The following is a 25,415-nucleotide window of genomic DNA, read 5'->3' as shown; positions in this document are numbered from 1 at the left end:
TCACACCCACGTCCTGGGGCGGAAACGGTTGGCCCGTTCCACCAGCTCGATCCTTTCCTCGCCACGCTGCGCCAGCCGCGCCAGCAGGCGGTACGACCTCTCCAGCCCGAACCGCAGGCCGCGCTCGTCCAGCGCACAGCCGAGCAGCGGCGGCCGCCGTGCAGCGTCGGGCGGGGCACCGTGGCTACCGGAGAGTACCCAGTCCAGGGCGCTGCCCAGTACCTCGGTCGTCAGTTGTTCGCGGCGCCCGGCGTCCAGTCCGAATTCCGCGAGCCCCGCGACCTGTTGGGCGGCCGCCCGAAGATCATCGAGCAGCGGGTCCGCCGGCGGGCGCTGCCGCAGCCGGGCGCGGACCGCCGCGATCCGCGCCGCGGTCCAGTGAATGGACGACTCCGGTACGGACTCCAGCGCCTCGACCGCTCCGCCGCGGTCCCCCGCCGCCAGCCGCACCCGGGCGAGCCCGAACGCCGCGCTGACAAAGCCGCGATCGGCCGTCCACACCAGCCGGTAGCACTCCGCGGCGGTGTCCCACTGCCCCAGCAGCTCCGCGCTCACGGCGAGCGCCAGCTTCGGCGCCGGCTCGCCGGGGAACGCGTCGTAGACCGCGTCGAAGGACAGCGCGGCGCCCTCACGGTCCCCCACGGCCAGCGACACCAGCCCCCGGTACCACCCCACCCGCCAGTCGCCGCCCCACCGCGCACCCGGCTCCGACACGAGGGCATCCAGCAGCCCCCGCGCGGCCGGGCCGTCCCCCGTCTCCAGGCGGGCCCGCAGCTCGCGCAGCCGCAGCTCCGGCGAGTCGCCGGGCGCCGAACGCAGCGCGGGCAGCAGCTCGGCCGGGGCGAGGGTCAGCAGACCGGCCAGGAAACCGGCGTTGGGATCGCCCGGATCCACCCGCGGCACCGGCAGCGCAAGGGCGGCACCCGCGGTGTCCAGGGGCCGCAGCACGGGCCCGCCGGGCGCCACGGCCCGCCCCGCCGGCGCCCGCCCCCGCGCACCCAGCAGCGAACCCGCCCCCTCCGCCGCCACCAACTCCGTGTCCACCACGCGCAGTTCCGGCCCGAACAGCTGCGAGGGCGCCGGCCGCGGCTCGCCCGACTGAAGCGCCACCACCTCCCGCAGCACACCCGTCAGCTGCTCCGCCATCTCCTCCGCGGACGCGAAGCGGCGCGCCCGGTCCGGATCGGTGGCCCGCACCAGCAGCCGGTAGAAGGACTCGTACGTGCGGAACACCTCGATGTGCTCCGGGTCCGGGAGGCAGTCCGCGAAGACGTTCGTATAGCCCTGGAAGTCGAAGGTGAGAACGGCCAGCGTGCGGGCGACGGTGTAAAGGTCGGAGGCCACCGAAGGGCCCAGCTCGGCTATCTCCGGCGCCTGAAAGCCGATCGTGCCGTAGATCGGGCTCCGGTCGTCGTCCATCCGGCGCACCGCGCCCATGTCGATCAGCTTGAGCTGGTCGTTCTGCTGGATGGCGTTGTCGACCTTGAAATCGCAGTACAGGAGGTTGCGGCGGTGCAGATCACCGAGCGCCGCCAGCGCCTCGATGCCGTACGCGCAGGCCTGCTCCACCGGCAGCGGATCGCGCCGCCCCTGGGGCGTACGCCGCTCGTTGGCGATGTCCTTGAGCGACTTCCCGCCGACGTACTCCATGACGATGTAGCCGTCCAGGCTGCCCGTCGCCTGGTCGAGATGCTCCACGAAGTTGTAGATCCGCACGATGTTGGCGTGCTCGATCTCGGCGAGGAACCGCCGCTCGGACACCGCGACCGCCAGCGCCTCCTCGTCGCCGGTGTCCAGCAGGCCCTTGAGCACCACCCACCGGTCGGCGACCGCACGGTCGATGGCGAGATAGATCCACCCGAGCCCGCCGTGCGCCAGACATCCGACGACCTCGTACTGGCCGTGCACCATGTCACCGGGGCGCAGCTTGGGCGCGAAGCTGTACGGATGGCCGCACTTGGTGCAGAACCCTTCCGTACGGCCCGGATCCTCGCCGCGCGTCCGCCCCACCGGCGCCCCGCAGTCGCCACGGCTGCAGAACCGCTTCCGCTCCGGGACCTCCGGGTGCTCCAGTACGGCGGCGCCCGGATCGGGCCGCGGCACCTGCGGCATCGCCACCAGACCCGCACCCAGCCGCCCGCGCGCCGACCCCGCCGACCCCGACGATCCCGACGGCCTCGATGCCCCCGACGCCGCGGAGCCCGCGCCGCCGTCCGTGCCGCGCACCGACACCGAGGCGGCCGGCGCCGGCATGGCCCGCGTCGCCTCGCCGCCGCCGCCGTCGTCGTCACCGTCACGGGCACCGTCATCGCCGTGACCGGCGGCACCGAGGGCGAGCGACCGCGACGGCCGGCCGGAGCCGGAACGGACCGCGCCGGACCCCCGGGGCGCGGGCAACGAACCGTCCCCGCCCGCCGGCACCCGCCCCGTCAGCGCCGTGGGCGGCGACGACAGCAGCCCGTCCGCCGAGACCACCGGGGCCAGCCCGCAGACGTCGCAGTACAGCTCGCCGCCGCCGACGTCCTCGTACCGCCCCGTGCAGTCCGGCCGCTGGCAGCGGTCGTTGGCCCCCTCCGTCACACGTCCCCCCTGCCATCCGGCCGCTCCCGGTCCCGCAGCTCCGGCACCAGCACCTCGGCCGCCGCCTGCTGATAACGCCACACCGCCTGCTCGGCCGCCCGCAGATCACACGGTGCGCTCCACAGCATCCGGCGGGCCGCGTCGTACCGCTCCAGCAGCAGCGGATCCCCGGCCATGCCGTGCCGGGCGACCTTCGCCTTGTACGCGTCCAGCCGCCCGCGCAGCTCGGCCCGCACGGCCAGCGGAGCGGTCACCGCCGTCAACGACTCACGGGCACGGTGGAGTTCGTCCTCCGCCTGCTCCTCCAGGCTCTCCAGCAGCGGCGACAGCCGGTGCCACTGCGCCCGCCTCCGGTAGTCCGCGGCCGCCGCCAACTGCTCGTGCAGCGCCGTCGACGGGCCGCTGACCGCCGGCACCTCGGACGCGGCGATCTTCGCCAGCACCTCGCCGCGGGCCTGCCGCGCCTCCGTCAGCGTGCGATCGGCCCGCGAGAGCACATCGCGCAGCTGCATCAGCCGCCGCTCCGCGTCCTGCCGGACGTCCAGCACCGCCTCGATCTCCCGCCGGACGTCCTCCAGGGCGCGCGCCGCGCGGTCGTAGCGCCCGGTGTCCGGACGGCCGCCACCGGGCGCGGCACTGCCCGTCGACGACGACACCCAGAACGCCAGCGGATCGGCGATCACATGGCCGCGCAGCCGCGCCAGCTCGTCCGTGATCCGCTCCAGATCGTCACCCGCCGGATGCTCACCGGGACGCACCCCCACCGAGTGCGCCAGCGAACGCGTCCGCCGCAGCTCGGCCGCCAGCAGATCTATCCGGGCCGGCAGCGCCGACCACACCGCGTCCGCGGCGACGATCACATCGAGCGACCCCGCGTACAGGCCGTTGATCCGGGCGACGAGCTCCGCCAGCGTCAGCCGCTCGCCCGGCCCGGCCGGCCCGCCCTCGCGGCCGCCCTCCGCCTCGTCGTCCGCCGAGGCCTCCCCGGACACCGTCACCCCGGACACCGTCACCCCGGCGTACAACAGCTCCGACAGTTCCACCAGATCCCCGGGCGACGGCCACTGGCGCCGCGCCCGCAGCTGCCGCGCCGACGCCAACGCCTCGGTGTAGGTATCGAAAAGCGACCACAGGACCGTGATGGACCGCTCCGTGGCGGCCCAGCGCTCCTTGGTGGTGCCGGACAGATCGGCGCCCTCCAGCAGCCGGCGTCCCGCATGATCCTGCAACGCCAGCAGCGACGTCTCTATCGCCTCGTACTCGGCACCGAGCCGGGCCAGGGCGCGATCCACCTCCTCCCGGTCCAGCACCGGGGCAGGATGCCTCCCCGTGGAACCGGGGCAGGGCCCAGGGACCCCCATTGATCACCTCTCCAATACGCATACGGCGCACGGTGGTTGGCGCGCCTGGATCGCTCGGTGGACTGCTCCCTCCCCTCCTTCCCCCCATAGTGACGGCAACCGCCGCTCCTTGGGGCGATCTACCGCGGCCGCCGCCCCGGCCCGCCGCCTCCGGCGCCGCGCGCCGCCTCGCCCTGTACGCGCCTCCGGGCCGCCGTACGCGCGCCTCAGTCGCTGTATTCCGGCGCCGGCGGCCCCGATATCCCCGGCAGATCGGCCCGCAGCCACGTCCGGTACGACCGCATCCAGGGGCTGTCGGCACCCCCGCCGCCCCGGTAGTCGTCCAGCACCTTGTTGACCCGCCGCACCAGATCCGTGTCGTCCTTGTTCATCGCCACGCCGTACGGCTCGTCCGTGAACGGCCTGCCCTTCAGCTCCACCGTCGGATCCTGCGCCGCCTGCGCCGCGGCCAGCGCATTGTCCGTCACCACCGCGTCCGCCTGCCCGAGCTGCAGCCGCACCAGACAGTCGAGCTGATTGGCCACCGTCAGCACCTTCGCGCCGTGCCGCTGCTTCATCAGCTCCGACTCACCCGTCGAACCCGCCGCCGTACACACCCGCTTGCCCCGCAGCGAATCGTCGAACGCCGTCACCGACGACCGCTTGGGCGCCAGCACCTGCTGCCCGCCCTGGAAGTACGCCGTCGAGAACGCCACCTGCTCCTTGCGCGCGCAGTTGATCGTCATCGTCCGCACCACCATGTCCACCGTGCGCTTCCGCAGCGCCGGGATCCGCTGATTGGTCGGCACCGCCTGGAAGACGACCTTGGCGTCCGGCCCCAGGATGTCCTCGGCGATCGCCCGCGCCAGATCGATGTCGAACCCCTTGAGCCGGCCCGTGCCGGGATCGCGGTACCCCCAGCGGTACGTGTTCTGGTCCACCCCCACGACCAGCTGGCCCTTCTTCTTGATCCGCGCCACCGCCGGCCCGTCGTCCGGCGACGGCCGCAGGCTCTGCGCGGCGTTCTCCGCCGTACACCGCGCCCCGTCGGGCGCCGCCTGCGACGTCCAGGGACCCGCCGCGCGATGCACGGCCCGCTCCCCGCCCGCCGGAGCACCCTCGAGCCCCTCACCGCCCAACGCGGGCACCAGCACCGCCGCGGCCACCGCCATCACCCCCACGCCCGCCGCAACGGGAGCCAGCGCGGCACGCAGATTCACCAGGACCCGCGCGCGCCTCCGCCGGCCCTCGTCACCCGGCCTCATGTCCCCATCACCAGGCCTCCTCACCAGGCTCCTCACCGGTACTCCGACAGCCTGCGCGCCACACCCAGCACCGCACCCACCGCGCCGAGCACCGCCAGCACCCCGGCCCCGACCGCCAGCCCGCCGAGCGCCGCCCGCCCGCCGTCCGCCGCCGACCGGAACTCCGTCTGCTCATGCGCCAGCGCCCGCCGCAACGCGGCATCCACCCGGTCGAAGGACTCCCGGGTCGGCCGGTCCCCGCCGATCACCTTGGCCAGCGCCCGGTCGTAGTCACCCCTGACGTCCGCCGCACGGGCCTCGGCATGCCGCGCCTGCCACTGCCGGACATCCGTCAGCGCATCCCGCACCGGCCGCCGCCCCGCCTCGTCGTCCGCCAGCGCCAGGGCCGTCCCCAGCCTGCTGCCGGCCGACGCGGCCCCCCGTGCGCCCGCGCCCACCAGGTCCTTCATTCCCGTACGGAAGCCCGCCTCGTAGAAATCCTGCTGACCGCCGGTCAGCACCGCCCCCCGCGCCACCAGCGTCAGATTCTCGTCCCCGCGCGCCTGCAGCGAATCGATCCGCGCCTCATTGAGCACCCGCAGCGAGCGCGCCCCGCTCTCATACGAATCGCTCAGGCCCGACCGCGCCATCACATGCCCCGCCACCAGCCACATCAGCACGGCCACCGACGCCGCCGTCGCCGCCACCAGCCCCCTGTTGAAAACCCGGTTCGTCCGCCGGTAATTCCGCCGCTGCGCCCACCCCAGCGCCCCGATGGCCGACACCCCGACCGCCAGTGCCCACCACGGCCGGGCCTTTGCCGCGGCGTAGTCCGCCGCCAGCCGGTCGTTCTCCGCGTCGTACAACGCGCGGGCGGCGGGCAGGAGTTCCGTCCGCATCCGCTCGTTGGCGTACCGCAGGTAGGCACCACCGAGCGGCAGCCCCAGCCGGTTGTTGGTCCGCGCCGTCTCGACCAGTCCCGCATACCGCGGCAGGGCGCTGTTCAGCTTGGCTATCTGCGCATCGGCCCCGTCCGAACCCCGGGTGTTCGCCGACGCCCTGACCAGCAGCCGCGCGGCCGTTGCGAGATCGGCGGCGTAGCGGTCACGGGTCGCCCGGCTCTCCTGCCCGCCGGCCAGAAACCCCCCGGCGGCCGTCGTGTCCGCGTCCGCCAGCGACCGGTAGATGTTCGCCGCATCCGCACTCAGCGGCTGGCTGCGCTCCACGACGTCGTCCGCGGCCGCCGCCCGGTCGGACATCTGCCAGGCCGTGACCCCGCCGAACATCAGCACCAGCAGCGCGAGCGCGGCACCGATCATCCGCAGCCGGCCCGGCTCGGTCGTCGCCGCGGCACGCAGCTCGTCCAGCCCGTCGGCCCATGCCGTACGGCGCCCGGCCCCGGGCTCCGGACGGCCGCCGGCCGGCGCGCCCGCGGCGGCCGAAGGGGCCCCCGAGCCCGCCGCAACGGACTCCTCTGACGACACGGACGACACAGACGACACGGATGACGTGGACGATACGGACGACGTTGACGACGTTGACGACACAGAACCTCCCCCTCGGTCGTCGCCGGGCCCGGCCCTCGCGTGCGGCGCCGGTGGGAGCGCTCACGAGAACTGGTGCACGGGCAGCAGTATGTCCGCAGCCGCGGACAACCACACCGCGATTGACCCGATCTTGTGCGTATCGCGCCCCACGCCGCCCCGGCTCCCGGGCCCCCGCCTCCCCGGCCCCGCCGTCGGCCCGGCCGGCACTAGAGTTGCTCCTGACACGGCCGGACGCCGGATGCCGGAGGTCAGGGCAACGGCATCGGGCACCGGACTCGGGAAACCGGATTCGGGAAACCGACAAGGGGATCCCGGCATCGGGCACCGCACCCGCGGCCGATGACCCGGCGACCTGTGACCTGTGACCTGTGACCTGAGACCTGCCACCGCCGGTCCGTCACCCCGGACCTGCCTCATGGAGAGTGATCGAGTGGAAGCGGTGCGCAAGGGCAGGGTGTCGCTGGTGGAGACCGCGACCGACGAGATCCGCGACCAGATCGTGACGGGCGCCTGGCCGGTGGGCAGCCGTATCCCGCCCGAAAGCGCGCTCTCCGAGACCCTGGGCGTCAGCCGCGCCTCGGTACGCGAAGCCGTCCGCTCCCTCGTCCACTCCGGTCTCCTCGAACCCCGGCAGGGCGACGGCACCTTCGTGATCTCCGACGACGACAGCGCCGTGGCCCTCCGCCGCCGCCTGGAACGCGCCGAACTCACCCATGTCACCCAGGTCCGCCAAGGCCTCGACGTCGTCGCCGCGCGCCAGGCCGCCAAGCACCGTACGGACGCACAACTCGCCGGAATCGAGGCCGCCCTGGCCCGCCGCCGCGCCGCGCTCGCCGCCCACGACAGCGACGCCTTCACCGCCGCCGACGCCGAGTTCCACATCCTGGTCGCCGAGGCCGGCGACAACCCCGTACTCGCCGACATCTACCGCTCCCTCAGCGCCGCCCTCCGCGCGGAACTGCGCCGGGCCGCCTGCCTCGACACCGCCACCGCGGCCCCGACCGACCCGCACGCCCGCCTCGTCGACGCGATCCGCGCCCAGGACCCGCAGGCGGCCGTGGACGCCGCGGTCCTCCTGCTCGCCGGGCATGTACGGGACCTCGCCCTCCCGCTGGACGACTGACCGGCCGCGGCGCGTACGGCCTCTCGCACGCCCCCCGTTTCGCTCCCGCGCGCCGCTGTCCGACACGCCTCGCACTGACTACTCTAAGTGACGAAGCTGCTTCATCGAGTCGGTGACCGGCGCGGCTTGCCCCGCGCCCGGCGTATCGGAGGCCCCTCATGCGACGCATCACACAACTCCTCAGACCCCTTGCCGCCGCGACGACAACCGGCTCCGCCGCCCCCGGCCACACCCCACCGGCCAGCGGCTTCCTCACCATCGGCGCCACGACCTACATCGACCCCAGCGGTCACTATCCGATCGACCATCCCCGGGACGGCGGCCCCGCCCTCGTCATCAACGACACCGACCACTACGTCACGGTCGTCACGGAACGCGACCGCGGCCCCAGCCGCGGCCACGATCCCACCCGCGTCGCCGACATCGTGCTCGTCCCGGGCGGCCGCACGGAAACACACCGCGGACACAGCGTTCAGGTGGGGTGGGCGCGCGTGATGGGCGGGTGAGGGGCGGGGTGGGTGTGGGGTGAGTGTGGGGTAGGCGGGTCGCTGCGGTGGGTCGGGGCGAGTGGTGGCTGAGCCGCGTCCCATCGGTGGCCGCTGTCGCCCGCCGTTCGCCGACTGTCGCCCGTCGGTGGCCACCCGCCGACCGCTGGTGATCGGCCGTCACCCGTCGCTCGTCGGCAGCCGATCGGCAGTGATCGGCTGCTGGTGGCCGGCTGCTGGTGGCTGGTGGCCGGTGGCCGGTGGCCGGTGGCCGGTGACTGGTGGTTGATGGGTGAAGGGTGCTGGGCGGCGGGTGATGGGTGATGGGTGGCGGGTGCGGCGGTAGGGAGTGGGGTGGGGGTGGGGGGGGGAGGGCCCCGGGGCCCCAAGGCGCTTCCTGCGGGCGTTCAGGAGTGCGGCACGTGGCAGGACCGAGGACCGCCGCACCGTGTGCCGATCGCGGACTACCCGTCCATCGGGTGCATTTCGGTTCAATGGGGCGTACTGGAAAGGGTCCTCGTGCATGTCTTTGCTGAAACGTGAACTCACCTACCCCTGAAGAACGGAGCAAAGCATGCGTATCCGAACTCTCCTCGCGACCGCCCTCCTGGCCTCCACCGCGGTACTCGGCAGCGCGGGCATGGCCGCAGCGGACGACGACGGGAGCCGCAGCTCGACGCCCGGATTGGGGGGCGGCACCGTCGCGGACAACATGTGGGACAGCGGCAGTGGTAGCGGCAGCGGCAATGGCAGCGGCATGCCCGGCGGCATGCTCGATGGCGCAGGCAGTGGCTTCAACGGTTCCGGCAGTGACTTCGGCGGCAGCGCCGGCACCGGCGTCTTCGGTTCCACCAGCTTTCGCTGATGACCCACGCCCCGCCGCGCGCCAGGTGAGACCGGGCGCGCGGCGGGGCATCCGAGCGGGGACACCGCACGGCGCAGCGGCGCCGACCCGAAGGGAACGCCCGCCGTCCCCACATGCTCAACCGGACCGGACGCGGCCGGACGGGGAGCAGCCAAGCCGGGACCGGCCGGACCGGCCGGACCGGGACCAGCCGGACCCTGGTCGGCCAAGCCGAGATCAGCCGATCCAGAGCCGGCCGATCCAGAGCTAGCCGATCCAGAGCTAGCCGATCCAGAGCCGGCCGAACCAAGACCGCCCGCCCCGATGATCCAGATCCACCAAGCGACCCCCTACCCCCAGGTCGCCCGGAGCCGCTCGTACGCCCCCGCATCCGCCCCCGCGTCCGCCCCCGCCCGGTCCAGCGCGTGCAGGGCCGCGCCCAGGACCGGGGGTGCGCTCACCACACGGGGTACGGCCTTCGGGGCGCGCTCCGTGAGGAGTTGGGTGATGCGGTCGTCGAGCAGTGGGTGACGGGCCGCCAGGACGCCGCCGCCCAGGACGACCGGCGTGGGCTCGGCGAGGAGGTCCAAGCGGCTCAGGGCGACCGTCGCCAGGAGGACGACTTCCTCCGCCTGGCGGGCCACGATGCTGCGGGCGACGGTGTCCCCGGCCGCGGCGACGCCGAACAGCACCGGTGCGAGCTCGTGACGCCGGCGGTCGGGGATGCCCCGCAGATGGAGCGCCTCGATCAGCTCCTGCATGGTGGTCAGGCCGAAGTGGGCGGGGAGCGCGCGTGCCAGGTCGCTCGGCTCGCCGCGTCCGTCCTCGGCGCGGGCCGCGAACCACAGGGCCTCGTCGGCGAGATGGGAACCGCCGCCCCAGTCGCCGGAGATCCGCCCGACGGAGGGGAAGCGGGCGGTGGCCCCGTTGCGGCCGACCCCCACGGCGTTGATGCCCGCCCCGCACACCACGGCGACCCCGACCCGCTCCCCGGCGTCCGGCAGACCCGCCCGTAGCAACGCGAAGGTGTCATTGCCGACGGTCACCGTGCGGGCCCAGCCGCGGCCGGCAATCTCCGCGGTCAGACCGGCCTCCTCGACGGGGAGATCGGCGTTGGCGAGGTACGCCGAGAGATGATCGACCGGGCCCGCCGTCCCCGCCTGCGCCAGGGCGGATGCGATCAGCGGCGCGAAGACGTCCACCGCCCGCCCGACGCCCACCGCCGGCGGCCGGAACCCGTCGCCCCGGGCGGTCCCCAGCACCCTGCCGTCCGCGGTCACCAGCGCCACATCCGTCTTGCTGTTGCCCGCGTCGATGGCGAGCGCCGTACGGGTCAGGCCCACGTGAGGTGCTCCCGGTTGTGCGCGATCAGTGCGTCGGTGAGCCGGTCGGCGTAGCGGGTCTGGCCGATGAGGGGGTGGGCGAGCAGCGCGGCGAAGACCCGGTCCCGTCCGCCCTTCAGCGCCGCGTCCAGGGCGAGGTGTTCGTAGGCGGTGACGTTGGCGATCAGCCCGGAGTACAGCGGTTCCAGGGGGCGTACCGGAAGCGGTGCCGCGCCCGTTCCGTCCACCGCCGCCGGCGCCTCGATCACCGCGTCGTCGGGGAGAAAGGGCAGGGTGCCGTTGTTGAACGCGTTGACGATCTGGACGTCGCCGGTGTCGCGGAGCAGCGAGGAGGTCAGTGCCACCGCCGCCTCCGAGTAGTACGCGCCGCCGCGCTTGCCGAGCAGCTCCGGTTTCTCGTCCAGGGCGGGATCGCCGTACATGGCCAGCAGCTGCCGTTCGAGGGCCGCGACCTCCGCCGCACGGGAGGGTTTGCTGCGCAGCTCCCGTACGACGTCGTCGTGTTGGTAGTAGTAGCGCAGGTAATAGGAGGGCACGACGCCGAGGCGGTCCAGCAGGGAGCGCGGCATGTGCAGGTCGTCGGCGACGGCGTCGCCGTGTGCGGCGAGCAGCTGGGGCAGGACGTCCTCGCCGCCGACGCGTACGGCCCGTTCCCAGGTGAGGTGGTTGAGGCCGATGTGTTCGAGCTCGACGTCCTCCGGGGCCACGCCCAGCAGTTTCGCGAACTTCCGCTGGAAGCCGATCGCGACATTGCACAGGCCGACGGCCTTGTGGCCGTGGGTGAGCAGTGCGCGCGTCACGATGCCGACGGGGTTGGTGAAGTCCACGATCCAGGCGCCGGGGTTGCGGCGCCGTACGCGCTCGGCGATGTCGAGGACGACGGGGACGGTGCGCAGCGCCTTGGCGAGCCCGCCCGCCCCGGTGGTCTCCTGGCCGACGCAGCCGCACTCCAGCGGCCAGGTCTCGTCCTGGTTGCGGGCGTCCTGCCCGCCGACGCGCAGTTGCAGGAGTACGGCATCGGCGCCGTCGACGCCGCTGTCGAGGTCGCCGGTCCAGGAGATGCGGCCCCCGTGGCCCTGCCGGGCGAAGATCCGCCGGGCCAGGCCGCCCACCAGCTCCAGCCGGTCGGCGGCCGGGTCGATGAGGACGAGTTCGTCCACGGGCAGGGCCGTGCGCAACCGTGCGAAGCCGTCGATGAGTTCGGGGGTGTAGGTCGAGCCGCCGCCGACCACTGCGAGCTTCATATGTCTGGATCAGCCCTTCACTCCGGTGAGCGTGACGCCTTCGACGAAGGCCTTCTGTGCGAAGAAGAAGACGAGGATGACCGGCGCCATGACCAGCAGCGTCGCGGCCATGGTGAGGTTCCAGTTGACGCTGTGGGCGCTCTTGAACGACTCCAGGCCGTACGAGAGCGTCCAGGAAGCGGGGTTCTGGGCGGCGTAGATCTGCGGGCCGAAGTAGTCGTTCCAGCAGAAGAAGAACTGGAAGAGGGCCACGGCGGCGATGCCCGGCCGGGCCATCGGGACGACGATGCGCAGCAGGGCGCGTACCTCGCCGCAGCCGTCGACCCTGGCGGATTCGACGTACTCGCGGGGGATGGTGAGCAGGAACTGGCGCAGGAGAAAGATGGAGTAGGCGTCGCCGAAGGCCATGGGGATGATCAGGGGCCACAGCGATCCGGACAGATGGAGCTGCTGGGCCCAGACGAGATACATGGGAATGACGATGACCTGGGGTGGCAGCAGCATCGTCGAGATGACCAGGATCATGGCCGTGCGGCGGCCGCGGAAGCGGAACGTGGCGAGGGCGTGGGCCACCGGGACGGCCGAGCACACCGTGAAGAGGGTGCCCAGTCCCGCGTACATCAGGGAGTTCTTCCACCAGTCCAGGAAGCCGGGTGTGCCGAAGACCGTGAGGTAGTTGGACCAGTGCCATTCGGCCGGCCACAGCTCGCCGCTCATCGCCTGGTCGTCGCCCATCACGGACGTCAGGAAGACGAACACGAAGGGCAGGACGAAGAAGAGGGCGGCGGCGACGGCCAGGGCGTGGACGGCGATCCAGTGCAGCAGTCGCGTGCGCCGGGCGCGTGCCGCGGGGCCGCGGCCGGCGGTGGCGGTCGGTGCCGGTGTGCTCGGGGCGTTCAGGGTGGTGGTCATGCCGGTTCAGTCCTCCGCCGGGAGCAGGCCCGCGCGCTTGCGCATCAGCAGGCCGGTGACGGCCATCGCGATGACGAAGAGCACGAGGGAGAGCGCGCAGGCCGCGCCGGTGTTGAAGTTCTGGAAGCCGAGGGAGTAGACGAGCTGGGGGACGGTCAGGGTGGAGTGGTCCGGGTAGCCGGGCTGGATGACGCTGCCGGGCCCGAGGGAGACGCCGGAGGCGAGCTTCCCGGCGACCAGGGCCTGCGTGTAGTACTGCATGGTCTGTACGACGCCGGTGACCACCGCGAACATCACGATCGGGGTGATCGACGGCCAGGTGACGTACCGGAACTTCCCCCAGGCGCCCGCGCCGTCCAGCTCCGCGGCCTCGTACTGCTCCCTGGGGACGTCCAGCAGCGCCGCCATGAAGATCACCATCAGGTCGCCGATGCCCCACAGGGACAGCAGGACCAGCGACGGTTTGGCCCAGTGGGGGTCGTTGAACCAGGAGGGCGCCGGGATGCCGGCCGCGCCGAGGAGGTCGTTGACGGGCCCGGTGCCGGGGTTGAGCAGGAAGACGAACGCGACGGTGGCGGCCACCGGCGGCGCCAGATACGGCAGATAGAACGCCGTACGGAAGAAGCCGGCCCCGGTTTTGATCTTGGTGACGAGCAGGCCGATGCCCAGCCCGAAGACGACCCGCAGTGCGACCATCACGGTCACCAGCCACAGGGTGTTCTCCAGCGCGGGCCCGAACAGCGGCATCTGTGTCAGCACATATTTCCAGTTCCGCAGCCCCACGAAATCCGGTGGCTCGATCTGGTTGTAGTGCATGAAGGAGAAATAGACGGTGGCGACCAGCGGATAGCCGAAGAAGACCGAGAAGCCGGCCAGCCACGGTGAGAGAAAGCCGAGGGTGCGCAGCCGCTCGCGGTTCCGTTTGCGCCGCAGCGCGGGCGCCGGTGCGGGGGTGAATGCCATGGCGGCTCTCCGTCAGTTCTCGGACTGGAGGTTGTCGGCGTCGATCTGCGCATCGAGCCCGCGCAGGCCCTTGTCGAGATCAGGGACCTTTCCGGCCTCGACGTCGTACGAGAAGTCCTGCAGCGCGACGATGTACTGCCCGCCGTTGTCGGACGGCGGCAGAGCGGCGCTGCGCGGATTCCTGGCGATGTCGAGGAACGTACGGAAAGCCGGATCGGCGTCCAGTTTCGGCGATTTCAGCGCGGCGTTCGTCGACGGCACGTTGTGGATCGCATTGGCGAACCGCACCACCTGATCCGTGTCCGTGGTCAGGAACTTCACCAGCTCCCATGCCGCGTTCTGGTGCCGGCTGCTGTGGGCGATGCCGACGACCGTACCCGTCAGATAGCCCCGCCCGTAGGTATCCGCCTGGTCGTCCGGTACCGGCATCGGTGCCGTCCCCCAGGCGAACGGGGCTTTGTGGTCCTTGAGCATCAGCCCTCGCCATTCGCCGTCCATATGCATCGCCAGCTGCTGCTTCAGAAAGGCGTTCTGCGAGGACATCTCGTCGCCGAACCGGGTACGGAATGCCTCCAGCGCCTCGTAGCCGCCCTGTGCTTCGACGAGTGCGCGGGCGGCGGCGAAGAACTGTTTCGTCCGCGGTTCCTTGGCGAGCGCCGCTTTGCCGTGCCGGTCGAAGTAGGTCGGACCCCATTGCGCGAACATCCGGTCCGGGCTGTTCAGGTAGAGCCGGAAGTTGGGCATGAAGCCCACTCTTCGGTAGGAGCCGTCGGCGTTCCGCTCGGTGAGTTTCGCGGCGTCCCGGGTCAGTTCCGACATCGTCCGCGGCGGCCGGGTGATCCCGGCCTTCTTGAAGGCGTCCTTGTTGTAGTACAGCCCGTAGGCATCGGCGAGCAGCGGCAGGGCGCACTGCTTTCCCTCATAACTCGTGTAGTCGAGGAACGACTTGGGGAAGGTCTTTCTCTTGTCCGGCCCCGTCTTCTTCATGAAGGGGTCGAGATCCGCCCACATTCCCGATGAGCAGTACTGGCCCACATTGCTGGTGGTGAACGACGACACCACATCCGGTGCCTCGTCCCCGCCGGCCCGCAGCGCCTGGTTCACGGTCTCGTCGGTGACATTGGAGACCGTCTTCACCGTGATGTTGGGGTGGAGTTCCCGGAATCGGGCGATGCTGTCGTCGAGGGCCCGCACCTCGCCGGGCTGGGACCAGCCGTGCCAGAAGGTGAGCGTCACCGGTCGCGTCGGATCGTCCCGGTCGCTGCCGGTGCTCGGATTGGCGCATCCCGAAAGGAACAGCCCGGCACCGGCCAGTGCCAGGGAGAGCCGGACGCGCAGGGACGGGTGCGGCATGGCGGACTTCCTTCACGGCTGGGGGAGCGGAAAGGCGAAGGGCCGACGGTGCGGGGCTGCGGGATCCCCGGCCCGGACGTCACCCGGTGTGGAACACCGCATCGCGTGCCTCGGCGAGCGCCGTCCGCAGCGCGCCGATGAGAATCGGATGGCCGGCGATATCGCTGAGGCGCAGTTCCGGCCGCGGCAGCGCCAGCCCGGTGAACTCCTCCTCGACCAGCGCCCGAAGCTCCTCCCCGCCGGCCTGCGGCACCTCACCGGAGAGCACGACCAGCTGCGGGTCGACCACCGCGACGACCGCCGCCAGCCCGGTGGCCAGGCGCCTGGCCACCTCCGCGCGCACATCGTCGCGCGCCAGCGCCTCCTCGACCGTACGGGCTTCGGGCGTGCCGTACTCCCGCGCCAGAGCCACCACGCTCGGCGATCCGACCAGCCGCTGGAACCCGCCGCCGGCATCCGGCCGCGCGGCGCTGCGGTCGCCGCCCCGGGACAGCGGGGCCCCGGGCAGCGGCATGTACCCGATCTCGCCCGCGCCCCCGGTGGCGCCGCGCAGCAGCTGTCCGCCCAGCACGATGGCCGCGCCGACCCCCTCGTCGACCCACACCAGTACGAAGTCGTCGAAGTCCTGCGCCGCGCCGTCGTGCTGTTCGGCGACGGCCGCCAGGTTCACGTCGTTCTCGATGACGACCGGCGTGCCCAGCACCTCCGCCAGTTCGTCCTTCAGGGACGGCGAGTGCCAGCCCGGCAGATGCGGCGCGTACCGCAGCTCGCCGGTCTCCGGGTCCAGCGCGCCGGGGGTGCCGATCACCGCGCCGTGCAGCTGTTCCCGCCCCAGCCCGGCCTTGGCCAGTGCCCCGTCGACGGCCGTCGCCACCAGCCGCGCGGTCCGGTGTGCCGCGGCTTTGCCGACGGCATCGGTGCCGACCCGCGCCTCGCCGAGCACGTGGCCGGTGATGTCGGCGACGGCCGCGGTGATGCCCAGCGGGTCCACGGCGAGCGCGGCGACATGTGCGGCCACCGGGTTGATCTCGTACAGCTGCGCATTGGGCCCCGGCCGTCCGGTGACGTTCCCGGTCGTCCGCACCAGCCCGGCCGCCTCCAGCCGCGCCAGGAGCTGCGAGGCGGTCGGTTTCGACAGTCCGGTCAGTTCCCCGATCTGGGTGCGCGTCAGCGGCCCCTGGGACACGAGCAGATCGAGCGCGGCCCGGTCGTTCATCGCCCGCAGTACCCGCGGTGTGCCCGGGGTCCCGTGGGGTCCCCGTCCTGCTGTGGCCATGGCCGTTCCCCCGTCTTCTGGGCGGCTTCCGCGCGACCCGGTGTCTGTTAGGAAACTTTCCAATCGGTGTGGAGGAAGGTAGGTCGCGGGCCGGGGCCTCGTCAATGGGTGCGACGCGGTGAGTTGGTGTACGGCATCGCGCGCCGGCTCAGGGGCCCCAGACCGCCCGGAGGTCCGCGGCGCCGACCCTGAGGGTGGCCCCGGCGAGCGCGATCTCGTGCCGGCAGCCGTCGCCTTCGGGGAGGATCTCGTCCATCAGCACCCGGTACCGCTCGGGCTCGGCCCCCATGAGGCGGGTCGAGCTGTCCCGGACCAGCTCGAAATGCGTCACCCCGGAATAGGTGATCCGCAGCGGGTGATCGTGCTTGAACCGGTTCGGGGAGAAGGTGATCTCGAGATCGTCGGCCTCCTTGACGGGAACCGAGACCGATGCGAGTTCGAGGTCCTTGGTGCAGGTGGTGCTGGAGAAGCTGTAGTGGCCCGGATCGGTGGCGAATGCGCGGGCGCCGGCGGGGAGGGCGGCGCTCAGTGCGGGCAGCGCGGCGAGGTAGGGACGAGGATCCGTCCAGTATCCGGCCCATTCGGCATCGAGTTCGGCAACGACGTATTTCATGCGGGACATTGTCGCCGGGTCGCCGGTAGCGGATACGGGCAGCGGCTGTGCGCTGCGGGGCGGGCCGGCACGGCAAAGGCCCCCGGTACCGCGGAAGACCGCGGTACCGGGGGCCTCGTGGCGTATGCGGCCCGGCCGGGCTACTTCCCCATCTTCGGCGCGGACAGCGGCTCCGTGGCCACCGACTGCGGGGAGAGGGGATTGTTGAGCGCCGACGGGGCGGCCATACCGGCGGCCGGGTCGACGGGCTCCTCCTCTTCCTCCTCGGGGACCGGGCGGGGTGCGAGGTGGATGCCGGCGTCGTCGAGGGCGTGCTTGATGCGCCAGCGCAGTTCGCGTTCGATGCCGATGGCCTTGCCGGGCATGGTCTTGGCCGACACACCGATGGTGACGGTGTCGAGGTGGACCTCGCTCAGGCCCAGGACCTGGACCGGCTCCCACAGCATCTCGTTCCACGGCTCGGCCTTGGACATCTCCTCGCCGGCGGCGGTGATGGTGTCCCGTGCGCGCCGCAGATCCTGGTCGGCGGCGACCACCACGTCCACGCTGGCCGTCGACCAGCCCTGGCTGAGGTTGCCGATCCGCTTGACCTCGCCGTTGCGGATGTACCAGATGGCGCCGTTGGGGCCGCGCAGCTTGGTGACCCGCAGGCCGACCTCGATGACCGTGCCGGTGGCCACGCCCGCGTCGATCTCGTCGCCGACGCCGTACTGGTCCTCGAGGATCATGAAGACGCCGGAGAGGAAGTCGGTGACGAGGTTGCGGGCGCCGAAACCGATCGCCACACCGGCCACACCGGCGCTCGCCAGCAGCGGCGCCAGGTTGATGTTCAGTACGGAGAGCACCGTCAGGGCCGCGGTACCCATGATCACGAAGGAGGCGACGCTGCGCAGGACCGAGCCGATGGCCTCGGAGCGCTGGCGGCGCCGTTCGGCGTTGACGAGCAGGCCGCCGAGCGCGGTGCCCTGGGCGGCGGCCGCGGTGCGGTTCATCCGCTCGATGAGCTTGGTGATGGTGCGGCGTATCACATGCCGCAGCACCACCGCGATCACGATGATCAGCAAGATCTGCAGGCCGGACGCGACCCACGTCCCCCAGTTCTCCTCCACCCAGCCGGCGGCGTTGGTGGCCTTCTGGGTGGCCTCGTCGAGCGAGGCGGAACCGGTTGCGCCGGGCGTCGCGGCGCCCAGGGGCGTGGTGGCGGCCGTCGTAGCGGACCAGTACACAGCAGAACCTTCCGTGTGGGACAGCAGACCCGGGCCTCGGCGGGGTCTCCGCGAACCGGGCAGACCAACCACACTAACGGGGCAACGGATGGGGTCCGTGCCCCTGTTCGAGTCTGGAGGGTCCCAGGACGGCCGGAAAGAGGTCCTTGTGGAGGGAAGTGCGGGGGTGTGGTCGAAAACACCTCCGGCCCGTTACTCGGTCATGGTGGCGCTCCGACCAGGCACCGGGGGACACTGGACGAGATCGTCCCGGCGCGAGCCACGCGCCGCCGGCGTACAAGGAGGCACCCGTGCCGCATGTCCTGGTCCTCAACGCGTCGTACGAGCCGCTCGGCGTCGTACCGCTCCGCCGTGCGCTCATCCTCGTACTCAATGAGAAAGCTGTGAGTCTCGAGGAATCCGGCGCCCTGATGCACAGCGCAACCCGCGTGATACCCGCTCCGAGCGTGGTCCGCTTGAAGCGGTTTGTGCGGGTGCCCTTTCGTGGCCCCGTGCCCCTGACCCGCCGGGCGCTGTTCGCCCGTGACGGCGGGCGCTGTATGTACTGCGGTGGCGTCGCAACCAGCGTCGACCACGTCATCCCGCGCAGCCGGGGAGGTCAGCACACCTGGGAGAATGTGGTCGCCGCGTGCCGCCGCTGCAACCACGTCAAGGCCGACCGCCATGTCGCCGAGATCGGCTGGCGGCTGCGCCATCAGCCCGCCCCGCCGTCCGGACTGGCGTGGCGGATCATCGGCACCGGCCATCGCGATCCGCGCTGGCTGCCGTATTTGCAGCCGTACGGCGCGGACGACGCGCTGGCCCGGATCGACGCCGTATCGGCGTAGATCCGGGTTTTTTGCACGAGCGGCCGCGTCCCGCCCCGGGCCGCGGCCGCTCGTGCATCACGGCCGTGCGGTTCCTCGGCTACCGGTCCACCGCGTACGCCTCCACCGACCACAGCGAATACCCGAAGCGGGTCGCCCGCTTCTCCCCCTGGATGCGGACGTAGCGGGTGTCCTCGGCGTCCATCCGCACGGACTCGCGGCCGCCCTTGCCGTCCCTGACCACGGCCGCGGTCCGCCACCTGCGGCCGTCCGGTGAGACCTGGACGCGGTAGCGGGCGGCGTGGGCGTCCTGCCAGTTCAGGACGACCTCGCCCAGACGGGTGGCCCGCGGCAGCGGGAACTGCAGCCAGGCGCCGTCCTCGGCGGGGGAGGACCAACGGGTTCCCGGGTCGCCGTCGGTGGCGGCCGAGGCGGGGAAGTCGGCGGTCTCGTCCCCGGACGAGGTGGCCGCGGCGCCGCGCGCCAGATCCGGGCCGCCGGTGCGCGGATAGGCCCGTACGGTCAGCGTCTGGTGCCGGCCGGCATAGGTGACGGGGATCTCGTACGACCCGGACGGGGCGTCCTCGGGGACGTCCACCGCGATACGGACCGTGGCCGTGCCGCCGCGCGGTGCGGTGACCTGCCGCGGCGCATGCACGGTGAAGCCCCGGGGCGCCTTGACCGTCAGCTTCTCCCGAACCGCGCCGGGGCGGCGGGAGAAGATGAGGGCGTCCACCGTGGCCCGGCCGCCCGTATGCGCGTCCGACTCCTTGCGGGACAGCTCCAGGCCGGCCTCCGGGGTGTCCCCGAACCAGGGGGTGACGGCGTGCACGGACGGCGCGTCGGCCGCCGTGGGCCAGGACAGCCGTACGGCGTCGGCGCGCAGGCCGCGGGTACGGGCCTCGGTCCAGCCGGTGGCGGAGAGCCGCTCCAGGCGGCGCCAGCCCTCGCCGGGGACGTGTGCCTCCAGGGAGACGGCGCCCGCCGAGTGGCCCGGCTCGGTCAGCGCGGTGACCGCGGTGAGCGGGCGGGCCCGCTCGAAGGGGACCGTCAGGGAGGTGGGGTCGGCGCCTTCGGTGGGCCGCGGCGCGCCGGGCCGCACCCCGGTCCAGGCGTCGGCCTCGGTCATCGTCCGCTCGAGGAACGGCGCGAGCACCCCCTTGCCGACCGTCGCCGGGCTCCGCCCGATCTCCTTGCGCAGCCGCTGGGTGGTGCGCTGGGCGGCCCAGGCGGCGTCGCCGTCGCCCCGCGCCTGCGCCATCAGGGTGTCGACGGCCGCCTCGCCCGCCCAGCCGTAGCGGCCCAACTGCTCGGCCCAGGGGCCCACTTCGGCCGCCAGCTCAGGAGCCAGGTGCGCCTGCGCGGTGCTCATGGTGCGGAACGCGGCCCGCAGCGCCCCGGCCGCCTCGGCGAGGCCCTCGTCCTCGCCGGGCCGGCCGTGGTTGACGGCGCTCTCGCGGGCCTTCCAGAAGCGGTCCATGAGGGGCCGCAGGGCGGCCGACTCGTCGGCGCCCAGGACGGAGGAGGCGTCGTTCGAGGCGAGTGCGCGCAGCGCGGCGCGGGCCCGCCGGTCGTCGCCCGCCAGGTCGTCGATGGCCGCGTCCCAGGATTCCGCGGGGCGGTAGGCGTGCGGGTTCCAGGCGTAGTCGGCGGCCGTGAAGAGGGGGATGCGCGACGCCACCGGCTGCTCCATGGCGTTGGCGAGCAGCGCCGCGGAGCCGGTGGCGACGGCCGGTTCGCGGCCGCTGTAGGGGCCGAGGAAGATCCGGTCCTGGGCGTAGTCGTTGACCGGGTAGTTGTCCATCGTGACCAGGGGGTGGCCGAACACCTGGCGGGCGGTGGACAGTTCACCGCCGGTGATGGTGCGCGGGATCACGCCGACGCCGGTCCAGGCCACCTCGACCCGGTCGCCGAGCGCCCCGGCCAGCGCCTCGCGATAGGCCGTGGAGCCGTCCTGGTAGTACTCGGTCGGCATCAGCGACAGCGGCGCGGAGTGCGGATGGCGCTCGGCGAGATGGTCGGCGAGCGCGCCCGCGACCTCGGCCTGTGCCTTGGCGGCGGCCTGTGGCCCCTTGCCGAAGGCGTCCTCGTCGGCGTCGCAGTGCCATTCGCTGTAGCTGACGTCCTGGAACTGCAGCTGGAAGGAGCGCACCCCCAGCGCCCACATCGCGTCCACCTTGCGCCGCAGCGCCCGCAGGTCCTCCTCGGACGACATGCACATGGCCTGGCCGGGGGCGATCGCCCAGCCCAGCGTGACGTGGTTGGCGCGGGCCCGCTCCGCCAGCTCCCGGAAATCGGCGCGCTGCTCCGCCGGGTAGGGGTCGCGCCACCGGGCCTGGCGGTAGGGGTCGTCGCCCGGTGCGTAGAGGTAGCGGTTCTGCTTGGTGCGGCCCATGAAGTCGAGCTGGGAGAGACGCTGCGCCTGGCTCCAGGGCTGCCCGAAGAACCCCTCGGTGGTGCCCCGTACGGCCGTGCCGGGCCAGTCCCGTACGACGACCGACGCCAGCTGCCGGCGGCCGTCCGCTCCCCGGGTCACCAGCTGCCGCAGCGTCTGCGCGGCGTGGAAGAGGCCGTCCGGGCCGACGCCGTCCAGCGCGACCGTGTCGCGGCCGCGGACCTGGCCGACGGCGAGGCGGTAGCCGCCGGCGGGCAGATCCCCGCGGGCGGGCACCTTCAGCGCCCGCAGCGCGTCCCCGGCCGGCGCCCCGCCGACGTAGAGCACGGGCCCGGCGGCGGGCGGCCGCTCACCCGGTGCCACCTCGTGCACCTTCCGTACGCCCGCCGCCCGCAGCAGGCCGCGCACCGCGTCCAGGGTGTACGGATCGGTGTCCGGCGCCGCCACGAGCGCCGCCTCGCCGCCCAGCGGTACGGCGGCGGACAGCTCCCGCATCGACTGGGGGCGCGGCCACACGGCAGGGGGCGGGCCCGCGTCCGCCGGCCGGTCCGGCCGGTCGGGGGCGCCGCGGGGGGCGTCCGAAGGGTGCGCCGCCGCCTGGGCGCCGGGTGCCCCGCCGAGCAGCCCCGAGACGACCGCGGCGGCCAGCGCGGTGGTCCCCGCCACGCGCGCGCCGGCGCCCGCGCCGTTCCTGTTCGTCCTACCGACTCTTCCGACGCCCCACACGCCCCGGACCCGCACGGCCGCTCCTCGTCCCGTCATCTGCGCGCCGGTCTGCACCGGCCCCCCTGTGTGCCGCGATGTCCGTTCGGACAGACCTTCGGCTGGAGCCCACCATTGTGTCGGTAAGGGTGTCAACCGGGCGGCGGGGGTCCCCTGTTCCCGGTGGGTTTGGGGGAGTGCGTCCCGCGAAGGCCGTGACGTGCGGGTCGCGGGAGAGGCCCGGCGGCACGGGCCGGCCGCCCGCCGTGAGCCCCGCGCCCGCAGAACTTCCGCGCCGATGCCCCGTTTGTCAGGACTCTCTGCGTCATCCGCACGCCCCCGCCGCGAAATCGCCTGCGGATGCGCTGTGAGGTGAGTCACGTTTAGTGTGGAAAAGCGTCTGCCGTCGTGTCGAGTGGGTAGGGCAGACCCTGTCCCATTACCGATGAACGGGAGGCCCTCGTGGCCGCATCCGCTCAGCTTCTGCTTGATGCGCTGTCCGCCAAACCGGGCGACGCGCCGATGGAACCCGATGTCTTCCTCGGGGTCACGGACCCCGACGCGGGCCTGGACGGTTCCGGATCGTTCAGCTTCGCCGAGCCGCCGCTCACCAGCGAGCCGCCGCTCGCCGACGCCGCGCCGCTGACCAGCGAGGTGCCGATCTCCGCCGAGCTGCCGCTGACCAGCGAGCCGACGGCCACCGGTCTGGGCACGGAGTCCATGGAGGTCTGAGGACCCATGGGCCGCACGCGGCTCGCCCGGCTGCACGGCATCGCCACGTGCTACGAACCTTCGCCGGGCACCACCCTCCACATCGGCGACGACACCGTTGTCGCCGTGCTCGCCGCCTTAGGGGTCGATGCCTCGACGCCCGACGCCGTACGCGCCGCCCTGGCCGCGTACGAGGAGGCGGCGGCCCGCAGCCTGCTCCCCGCCACCGTCGTCGCCCGCCCCGGCCGGCCGCCCGACCTCGGCGGCATGCCCGAGGGCACCGTTCTGCGGGTGGCGACCGAGGACGGCCCGGCCATGGACGGGCCCCGGGATCCGGCGGCGTCCGGACCCCCGGCCCTCCCCGCGGACCTCCCGCTGGGAGTCCACACCCTCCATGCGCACACCCCCGACGGCCGCACCGCCCGCGCCCGGCTGATCGTCGCCCCCGACCGGGTCCCCGCCCCGCCCGGCCGCAGCCACGGCTTCATGGTCCAGCTCTACTCCCTCCTCTCCCGCCACTCCTGGGGCATGGGCGACCTCGGTGACCTCGCCGACCTCGCCGCCTGGTCCGGCCGCACCCTGGGCACCGGCTTCGTCCAGCTCAACCCGCTGCACGCGGCCGTCCCCGGCCCGCCCACCGACCCCTCGCCCTACCGCCCCTCCTCGCGCCGCTTCCCCGACCCGGTCCATCTGCGGATCCCCCATATCCCGGAGTACGCCCTGCTGTCCGGCGCCGCCCGCGCCCGCGCCGACGAACTGGCCGCCCGTGCCGACGCGCTGCGCGCGGACGTCCTCGAACGCGGCGCGCTGATCGACCGGGACGCCGTCTGGGCCCTGAAACGCGAGGCCCTGGAGCTGGTGTACGCGGTCCCGCTCTCACCGGGACGGCGCGCCACCTACTGCGACTTCCTCGCCGAACAGGGCACCCCCCTGGAGGACCACGCCACCTGGTGCGCCCTCGCCGAGCTGCACGGCCCCGACTGGCACGCCTGGCCCGCCCCGCTGCGCGACCCGCGCTCCGCGGTCACCGCCCGGCTGCGCGCCCGGCTCCTGGACCGCATCGACTTCCACTGCCGCCTCGCCTGGCTCACCGACCAGCAGCTGGCCGCCGCGCAGCGCGCCGCACGGGACGCCGGGATGGGCATCGGCCTCGTCCATGACCTCGCCGTCGGCGTCCACCCCGCCGGCGCCGACACCTGGGCGCAGCAGGACGCCTTCGCCGCGGGCATGTCCATCGGCGCGCCGCCCGACGCCTTCAACGCCCGCGGCCAGGACTGGGGCCTGCCGCCCTGGCGCCCGGACGCCCTGGCCGCCGCCGGCTATGCCCCGTACCGCGATCTGCTGCGCGGTCTGCTGCGGCACGCCGGGGCACTGCGCATCGACCACGTCATGGGCCTGTTCCGGCTGTGGTGGGTGCCGCAGGGCCGGCCGCCGACGGAGGGCGCCTACGTCCGCTACGACGGCGAGGCGATGCTCTCGCTGCTGGCCCTGGAGGCGCACCGCGCGGGCGCCTCGGTGATCGGGGAGGACCTGGGCACCGTCGAGCCGGGCGTCCGGACCGCGCTGGCCGAGCGGGGGGTGCTGGGCACGTCCGTGCTGTGGTTCGAGCGGGACTACCGGGACGCCGCGACGGCGGACGACGCGGAGGGTGAGGGCGCTGCCGAGGGTGAGGGCGCTGCCGACGGCGAGGCCCGCATCCTCGCGCCCGAGGAGTGGCGCGAGAGCTGCCTGGCCACCGTCACCACCCATGACCTGCCGACCACCGCCGCCCGGCTCGCGGGCGAGGACGTCGCCCTGCGCGAACGCCTCGGCCTCCTCGCCGGCCCGCCGGAGCGCGAACGCACCCGCGCCAGGAGCGAACTCGCCGAATGGCTCCGCGAGTTGGCGCTGCGCGGCCTGCTCCCCGAGGGCCCGGCCGACGAGGAGGCGGCGGTCCGGGCCGTGCACCGCTTTCTGCTGCGCACCCCCGCGCGGCTGGTCGGGGTGTGGCTCCCGGACGCGGTGGGCGACCGCCGCCCGCAGAACCTCCCCGGTACATGGGACGAGTACCCGAACTGGCGCCTGCCGATCGCGGGCCCCGACGGCCGCCCGCAGACCCTGGAAGAACTGGCCGCATCGCCCCGACTGCACGCGCTGATGCGGGAGCTGTCGAACGGGCACCGCTGACCCGGGGGCCCGCGCACCCGTATCGGGCCGGTCGCGTGGCGCCGCGGCCCGTCCCCGGCCCGCTGACCGGAACACCTGTGCCACCCCGGACGCGCGGGGCCGCGGGCCGTCCGCTACGTTGAGGTCGTGAGCAACAAGGTCAAGAAGAACGCCCTGCGCGCCGGAACCATCACGGCCGGCACCGCGCTGATGCTGCTGATGTCGTCCCCCGCGTTCGCGGTGGCCATCCCTGACGACGGTGACGACCCGGGTCCGGGCCTGAACGTGATCGAGACGCTCGGCCTCTACGTCGCCGCACCCATCGTGCTCTTCCTTGTCATCGCCGGGCTGGTCATCGCCGGCGACAAGTCCCGCAAGCAGGCCCCGTAGGGCCGACGCAGGGGGCGCGCGATCGCCCCAGTGACGCCGTGAGGGCGCCCACCGGTTCATACGAACCGGTGGGCGCCCTTTTGTATGCCCCATGACAGCGGGAGGCGTTTCCGCAGGTGAAAAAGGGGTTGCGGGGCGGCTATCGGGCGGTTTTCCACCGATTTGTGGAGGGG

20 protein-coding genes are annotated in these 25,415 nt (G+C 73.0%); 7 read left to right on the top strand and 13 right to left on the bottom strand.

Going from position 1 to position 25,415, the window contains the following annotated elements:
- From AC5677_RS13520 to AC5677_RS13505, 4 genes are all read right to left on the bottom strand, one after another.
- Nucleotides 1-2,580, bottom strand: coding sequence for a serine/threonine-protein kinase (locus AC5677_RS13520; RefSeq protein ID WP_497195283.1), 2,580 nt, complete (start codon nucleotides 2,578-2,580; stop codon nucleotides 1-3).
- Nucleotides 2,577-3,941, bottom strand: coding sequence for a hypothetical protein (locus AC5677_RS13515; RefSeq protein WP_497195282.1), 1,365 nt, complete (start codon nucleotides 3,939-3,941; stop codon nucleotides 2,577-2,579). The genes AC5677_RS13520 and AC5677_RS13515 overlap by 4 nt, the downstream gene beginning before the upstream one ends.
- Before the next feature lie 206 nt (nucleotides 3,942-4,147).
- Nucleotides 4,148-5,185 carry a glutamate ABC transporter substrate-binding protein gene (locus AC5677_RS13510; RefSeq protein WP_497195281.1) on the bottom strand — a complete coding sequence of 346 codons (1,038 nt, stop codon included), beginning with the start codon at nucleotides 5,183-5,185 and terminating at the stop codon, nucleotides 4,148-4,150.
- 32 nt (nucleotides 5,186-5,217) lie between these two features.
- Entirely contained in the window at nucleotides 5,218-6,648 is a 1,431-nt protein-coding gene (locus AC5677_RS13505; RefSeq protein WP_497195280.1) for a GlnX family signal transduction membrane protein, read from the bottom strand.
- A 478-nt stretch (nucleotides 6,649-7,126) separates the two neighbouring features.
- On the opposite strand from AC5677_RS13505, the gene AC5677_RS13500 reads away from it, so the two are divergent.
- From AC5677_RS13500 to AC5677_RS13490, 3 genes are all read left to right on the top strand, one after another.
- The gene (locus AC5677_RS13500) at nucleotides 7,127-7,834 is read left to right on the top strand and encodes a FadR/GntR family transcriptional regulator (RefSeq protein ID WP_497195279.1); all 708 of its coding nucleotides are present in this window, start codon (nucleotides 7,127-7,129) and stop codon (nucleotides 7,832-7,834) included.
- A 158-nt stretch (nucleotides 7,835-7,992) separates the two neighbouring features.
- The gene (locus AC5677_RS13495; protein WP_497195278.1) at nucleotides 7,993-8,340 is read left to right on the top strand and encodes a hypothetical protein; all 348 of its coding nucleotides are present in this window, start codon (nucleotides 7,993-7,995) and stop codon (nucleotides 8,338-8,340) included.
- Between the two features lie 553 nt (nucleotides 8,341-8,893).
- On the top strand, nucleotides 8,894-9,184 hold the full coding sequence (locus AC5677_RS13490) for a hypothetical protein (RefSeq protein WP_497195277.1): 291 nt from the start codon (nucleotides 8,894-8,896) through the stop codon (nucleotides 9,182-9,184).
- A gap of 329 nt (nucleotides 9,185-9,513) precedes the next feature.
- Here AC5677_RS13490 and AC5677_RS13485 read toward each other — a convergent pair whose 3' ends face one another.
- From AC5677_RS13485 to AC5677_RS13450, 8 genes are all read right to left on the bottom strand, one after another.
- Nucleotides 9,514-10,506: an N-acetylglucosamine kinase gene (locus AC5677_RS13485; protein WP_497195276.1), complete on the bottom strand. Its 993-nt coding sequence runs from the start codon at nucleotides 10,504-10,506 to the stop codon at nucleotides 9,514-9,516.
- Nucleotides 10,497-11,750, bottom strand: coding sequence for a 6-phospho-beta-glucosidase (locus tag AC5677_RS13480; RefSeq protein ID WP_497195275.1), 1,254 nt, complete (start codon nucleotides 11,748-11,750; stop codon nucleotides 10,497-10,499). The genes AC5677_RS13485 and AC5677_RS13480 overlap by 10 nt, the downstream gene beginning before the upstream one ends.
- A gap of 9 nt (nucleotides 11,751-11,759) precedes the next feature.
- Nucleotides 11,760-12,662: a carbohydrate ABC transporter permease gene (locus tag AC5677_RS13475; RefSeq protein ID WP_497195274.1), complete on the bottom strand. Its 903-nt coding sequence runs from the start codon at nucleotides 12,660-12,662 to the stop codon at nucleotides 11,760-11,762.
- Nucleotides 12,663-12,668: 6 nt separating this feature from the next.
- Complete coding sequence (locus AC5677_RS13470) at nucleotides 12,669-13,625, bottom strand: carbohydrate ABC transporter permease (protein ID WP_497195273.1); 957 nt, start codon at nucleotides 13,623-13,625, stop codon at nucleotides 12,669-12,671.
- Nucleotides 13,626-13,637: 12 nt separating this feature from the next.
- Complete coding sequence (locus tag AC5677_RS13465; protein WP_497195272.1) at nucleotides 13,638-14,978, bottom strand: ABC transporter substrate-binding protein; 1,341 nt, start codon at nucleotides 14,976-14,978, stop codon at nucleotides 13,638-13,640.
- A 79-nt stretch (nucleotides 14,979-15,057) separates the two neighbouring features.
- Nucleotides 15,058-16,254 carry an ROK family transcriptional regulator gene (locus AC5677_RS13460; protein WP_497195271.1) on the bottom strand — a complete coding sequence of 399 codons (1,197 nt, stop codon included), beginning with the start codon at nucleotides 16,252-16,254 and terminating at the stop codon, nucleotides 15,058-15,060.
- A gap of 148 nt (nucleotides 16,255-16,402) precedes the next feature.
- On the bottom strand, nucleotides 16,403-16,867 hold the full coding sequence (locus AC5677_RS13455) for a hypothetical protein (protein WP_497195270.1): 465 nt from the start codon (nucleotides 16,865-16,867) through the stop codon (nucleotides 16,403-16,405).
- A 140-nt stretch (nucleotides 16,868-17,007) separates the two neighbouring features.
- Complete coding sequence (locus tag AC5677_RS13450) at nucleotides 17,008-18,093, bottom strand: mechanosensitive ion channel family protein (RefSeq protein WP_497195269.1); 1,086 nt, start codon at nucleotides 18,091-18,093, stop codon at nucleotides 17,008-17,010.
- 290 nt (nucleotides 18,094-18,383) lie between these two features.
- Here AC5677_RS13450 and AC5677_RS13445 point away from each other — a divergent pair, with 290 nt between their 5' ends.
- Nucleotides 18,384-18,920, top strand: a complete 537-nt coding sequence (locus AC5677_RS13445; RefSeq protein ID WP_018088296.1) for an HNH endonuclease — start codon at nucleotides 18,384-18,386, stop codon at nucleotides 18,918-18,920.
- A 79-nt stretch (nucleotides 18,921-18,999) separates the two neighbouring features.
- On the opposite strand, the gene AC5677_RS13440 is transcribed toward AC5677_RS13445, so the two are convergent.
- The gene (locus AC5677_RS13440) at nucleotides 19,000-21,960 is read right to left on the bottom strand and encodes a glycoside hydrolase family 84 protein (RefSeq protein WP_497195268.1); all 2,961 of its coding nucleotides are present in this window, start codon (nucleotides 21,958-21,960) and stop codon (nucleotides 19,000-19,002) included.
- Nucleotides 21,961-22,458: 498 nt separating this feature from the next.
- Between AC5677_RS13440 and AC5677_RS13435 the strand changes: the two genes are divergently transcribed.
- The 3 genes from AC5677_RS13435 (at nucleotide 22,459) to AC5677_RS13425 (ending at nucleotide 25,242) form a co-directional block, all read left to right on the top strand.
- Nucleotides 22,459-22,728, top strand: a complete 270-nt coding sequence (locus tag AC5677_RS13435) for a hypothetical protein (RefSeq protein ID WP_497195267.1) — start codon at nucleotides 22,459-22,461, stop codon at nucleotides 22,726-22,728.
- A 6-nt stretch (nucleotides 22,729-22,734) separates the two neighbouring features.
- Nucleotides 22,735-24,873, top strand: a complete 2,139-nt coding sequence (gene malQ / locus AC5677_RS13430; RefSeq protein WP_497195266.1) for a 4-alpha-glucanotransferase — start codon at nucleotides 22,735-22,737, stop codon at nucleotides 24,871-24,873.
- A gap of 126 nt (nucleotides 24,874-24,999) precedes the next feature.
- Entirely contained in the window at nucleotides 25,000-25,242 is a 243-nt protein-coding gene (locus tag AC5677_RS13425) for a hypothetical protein (RefSeq protein WP_497195265.1), read from the top strand.
- Nucleotides 25,243-25,415 lie beyond the last annotated feature (173 nt).

This window comes from Streptomyces sp. JLSY215 (assembly GCF_059682825.1).
This window is presented reverse-complemented; position numbering and strand designations above follow the sequence as displayed.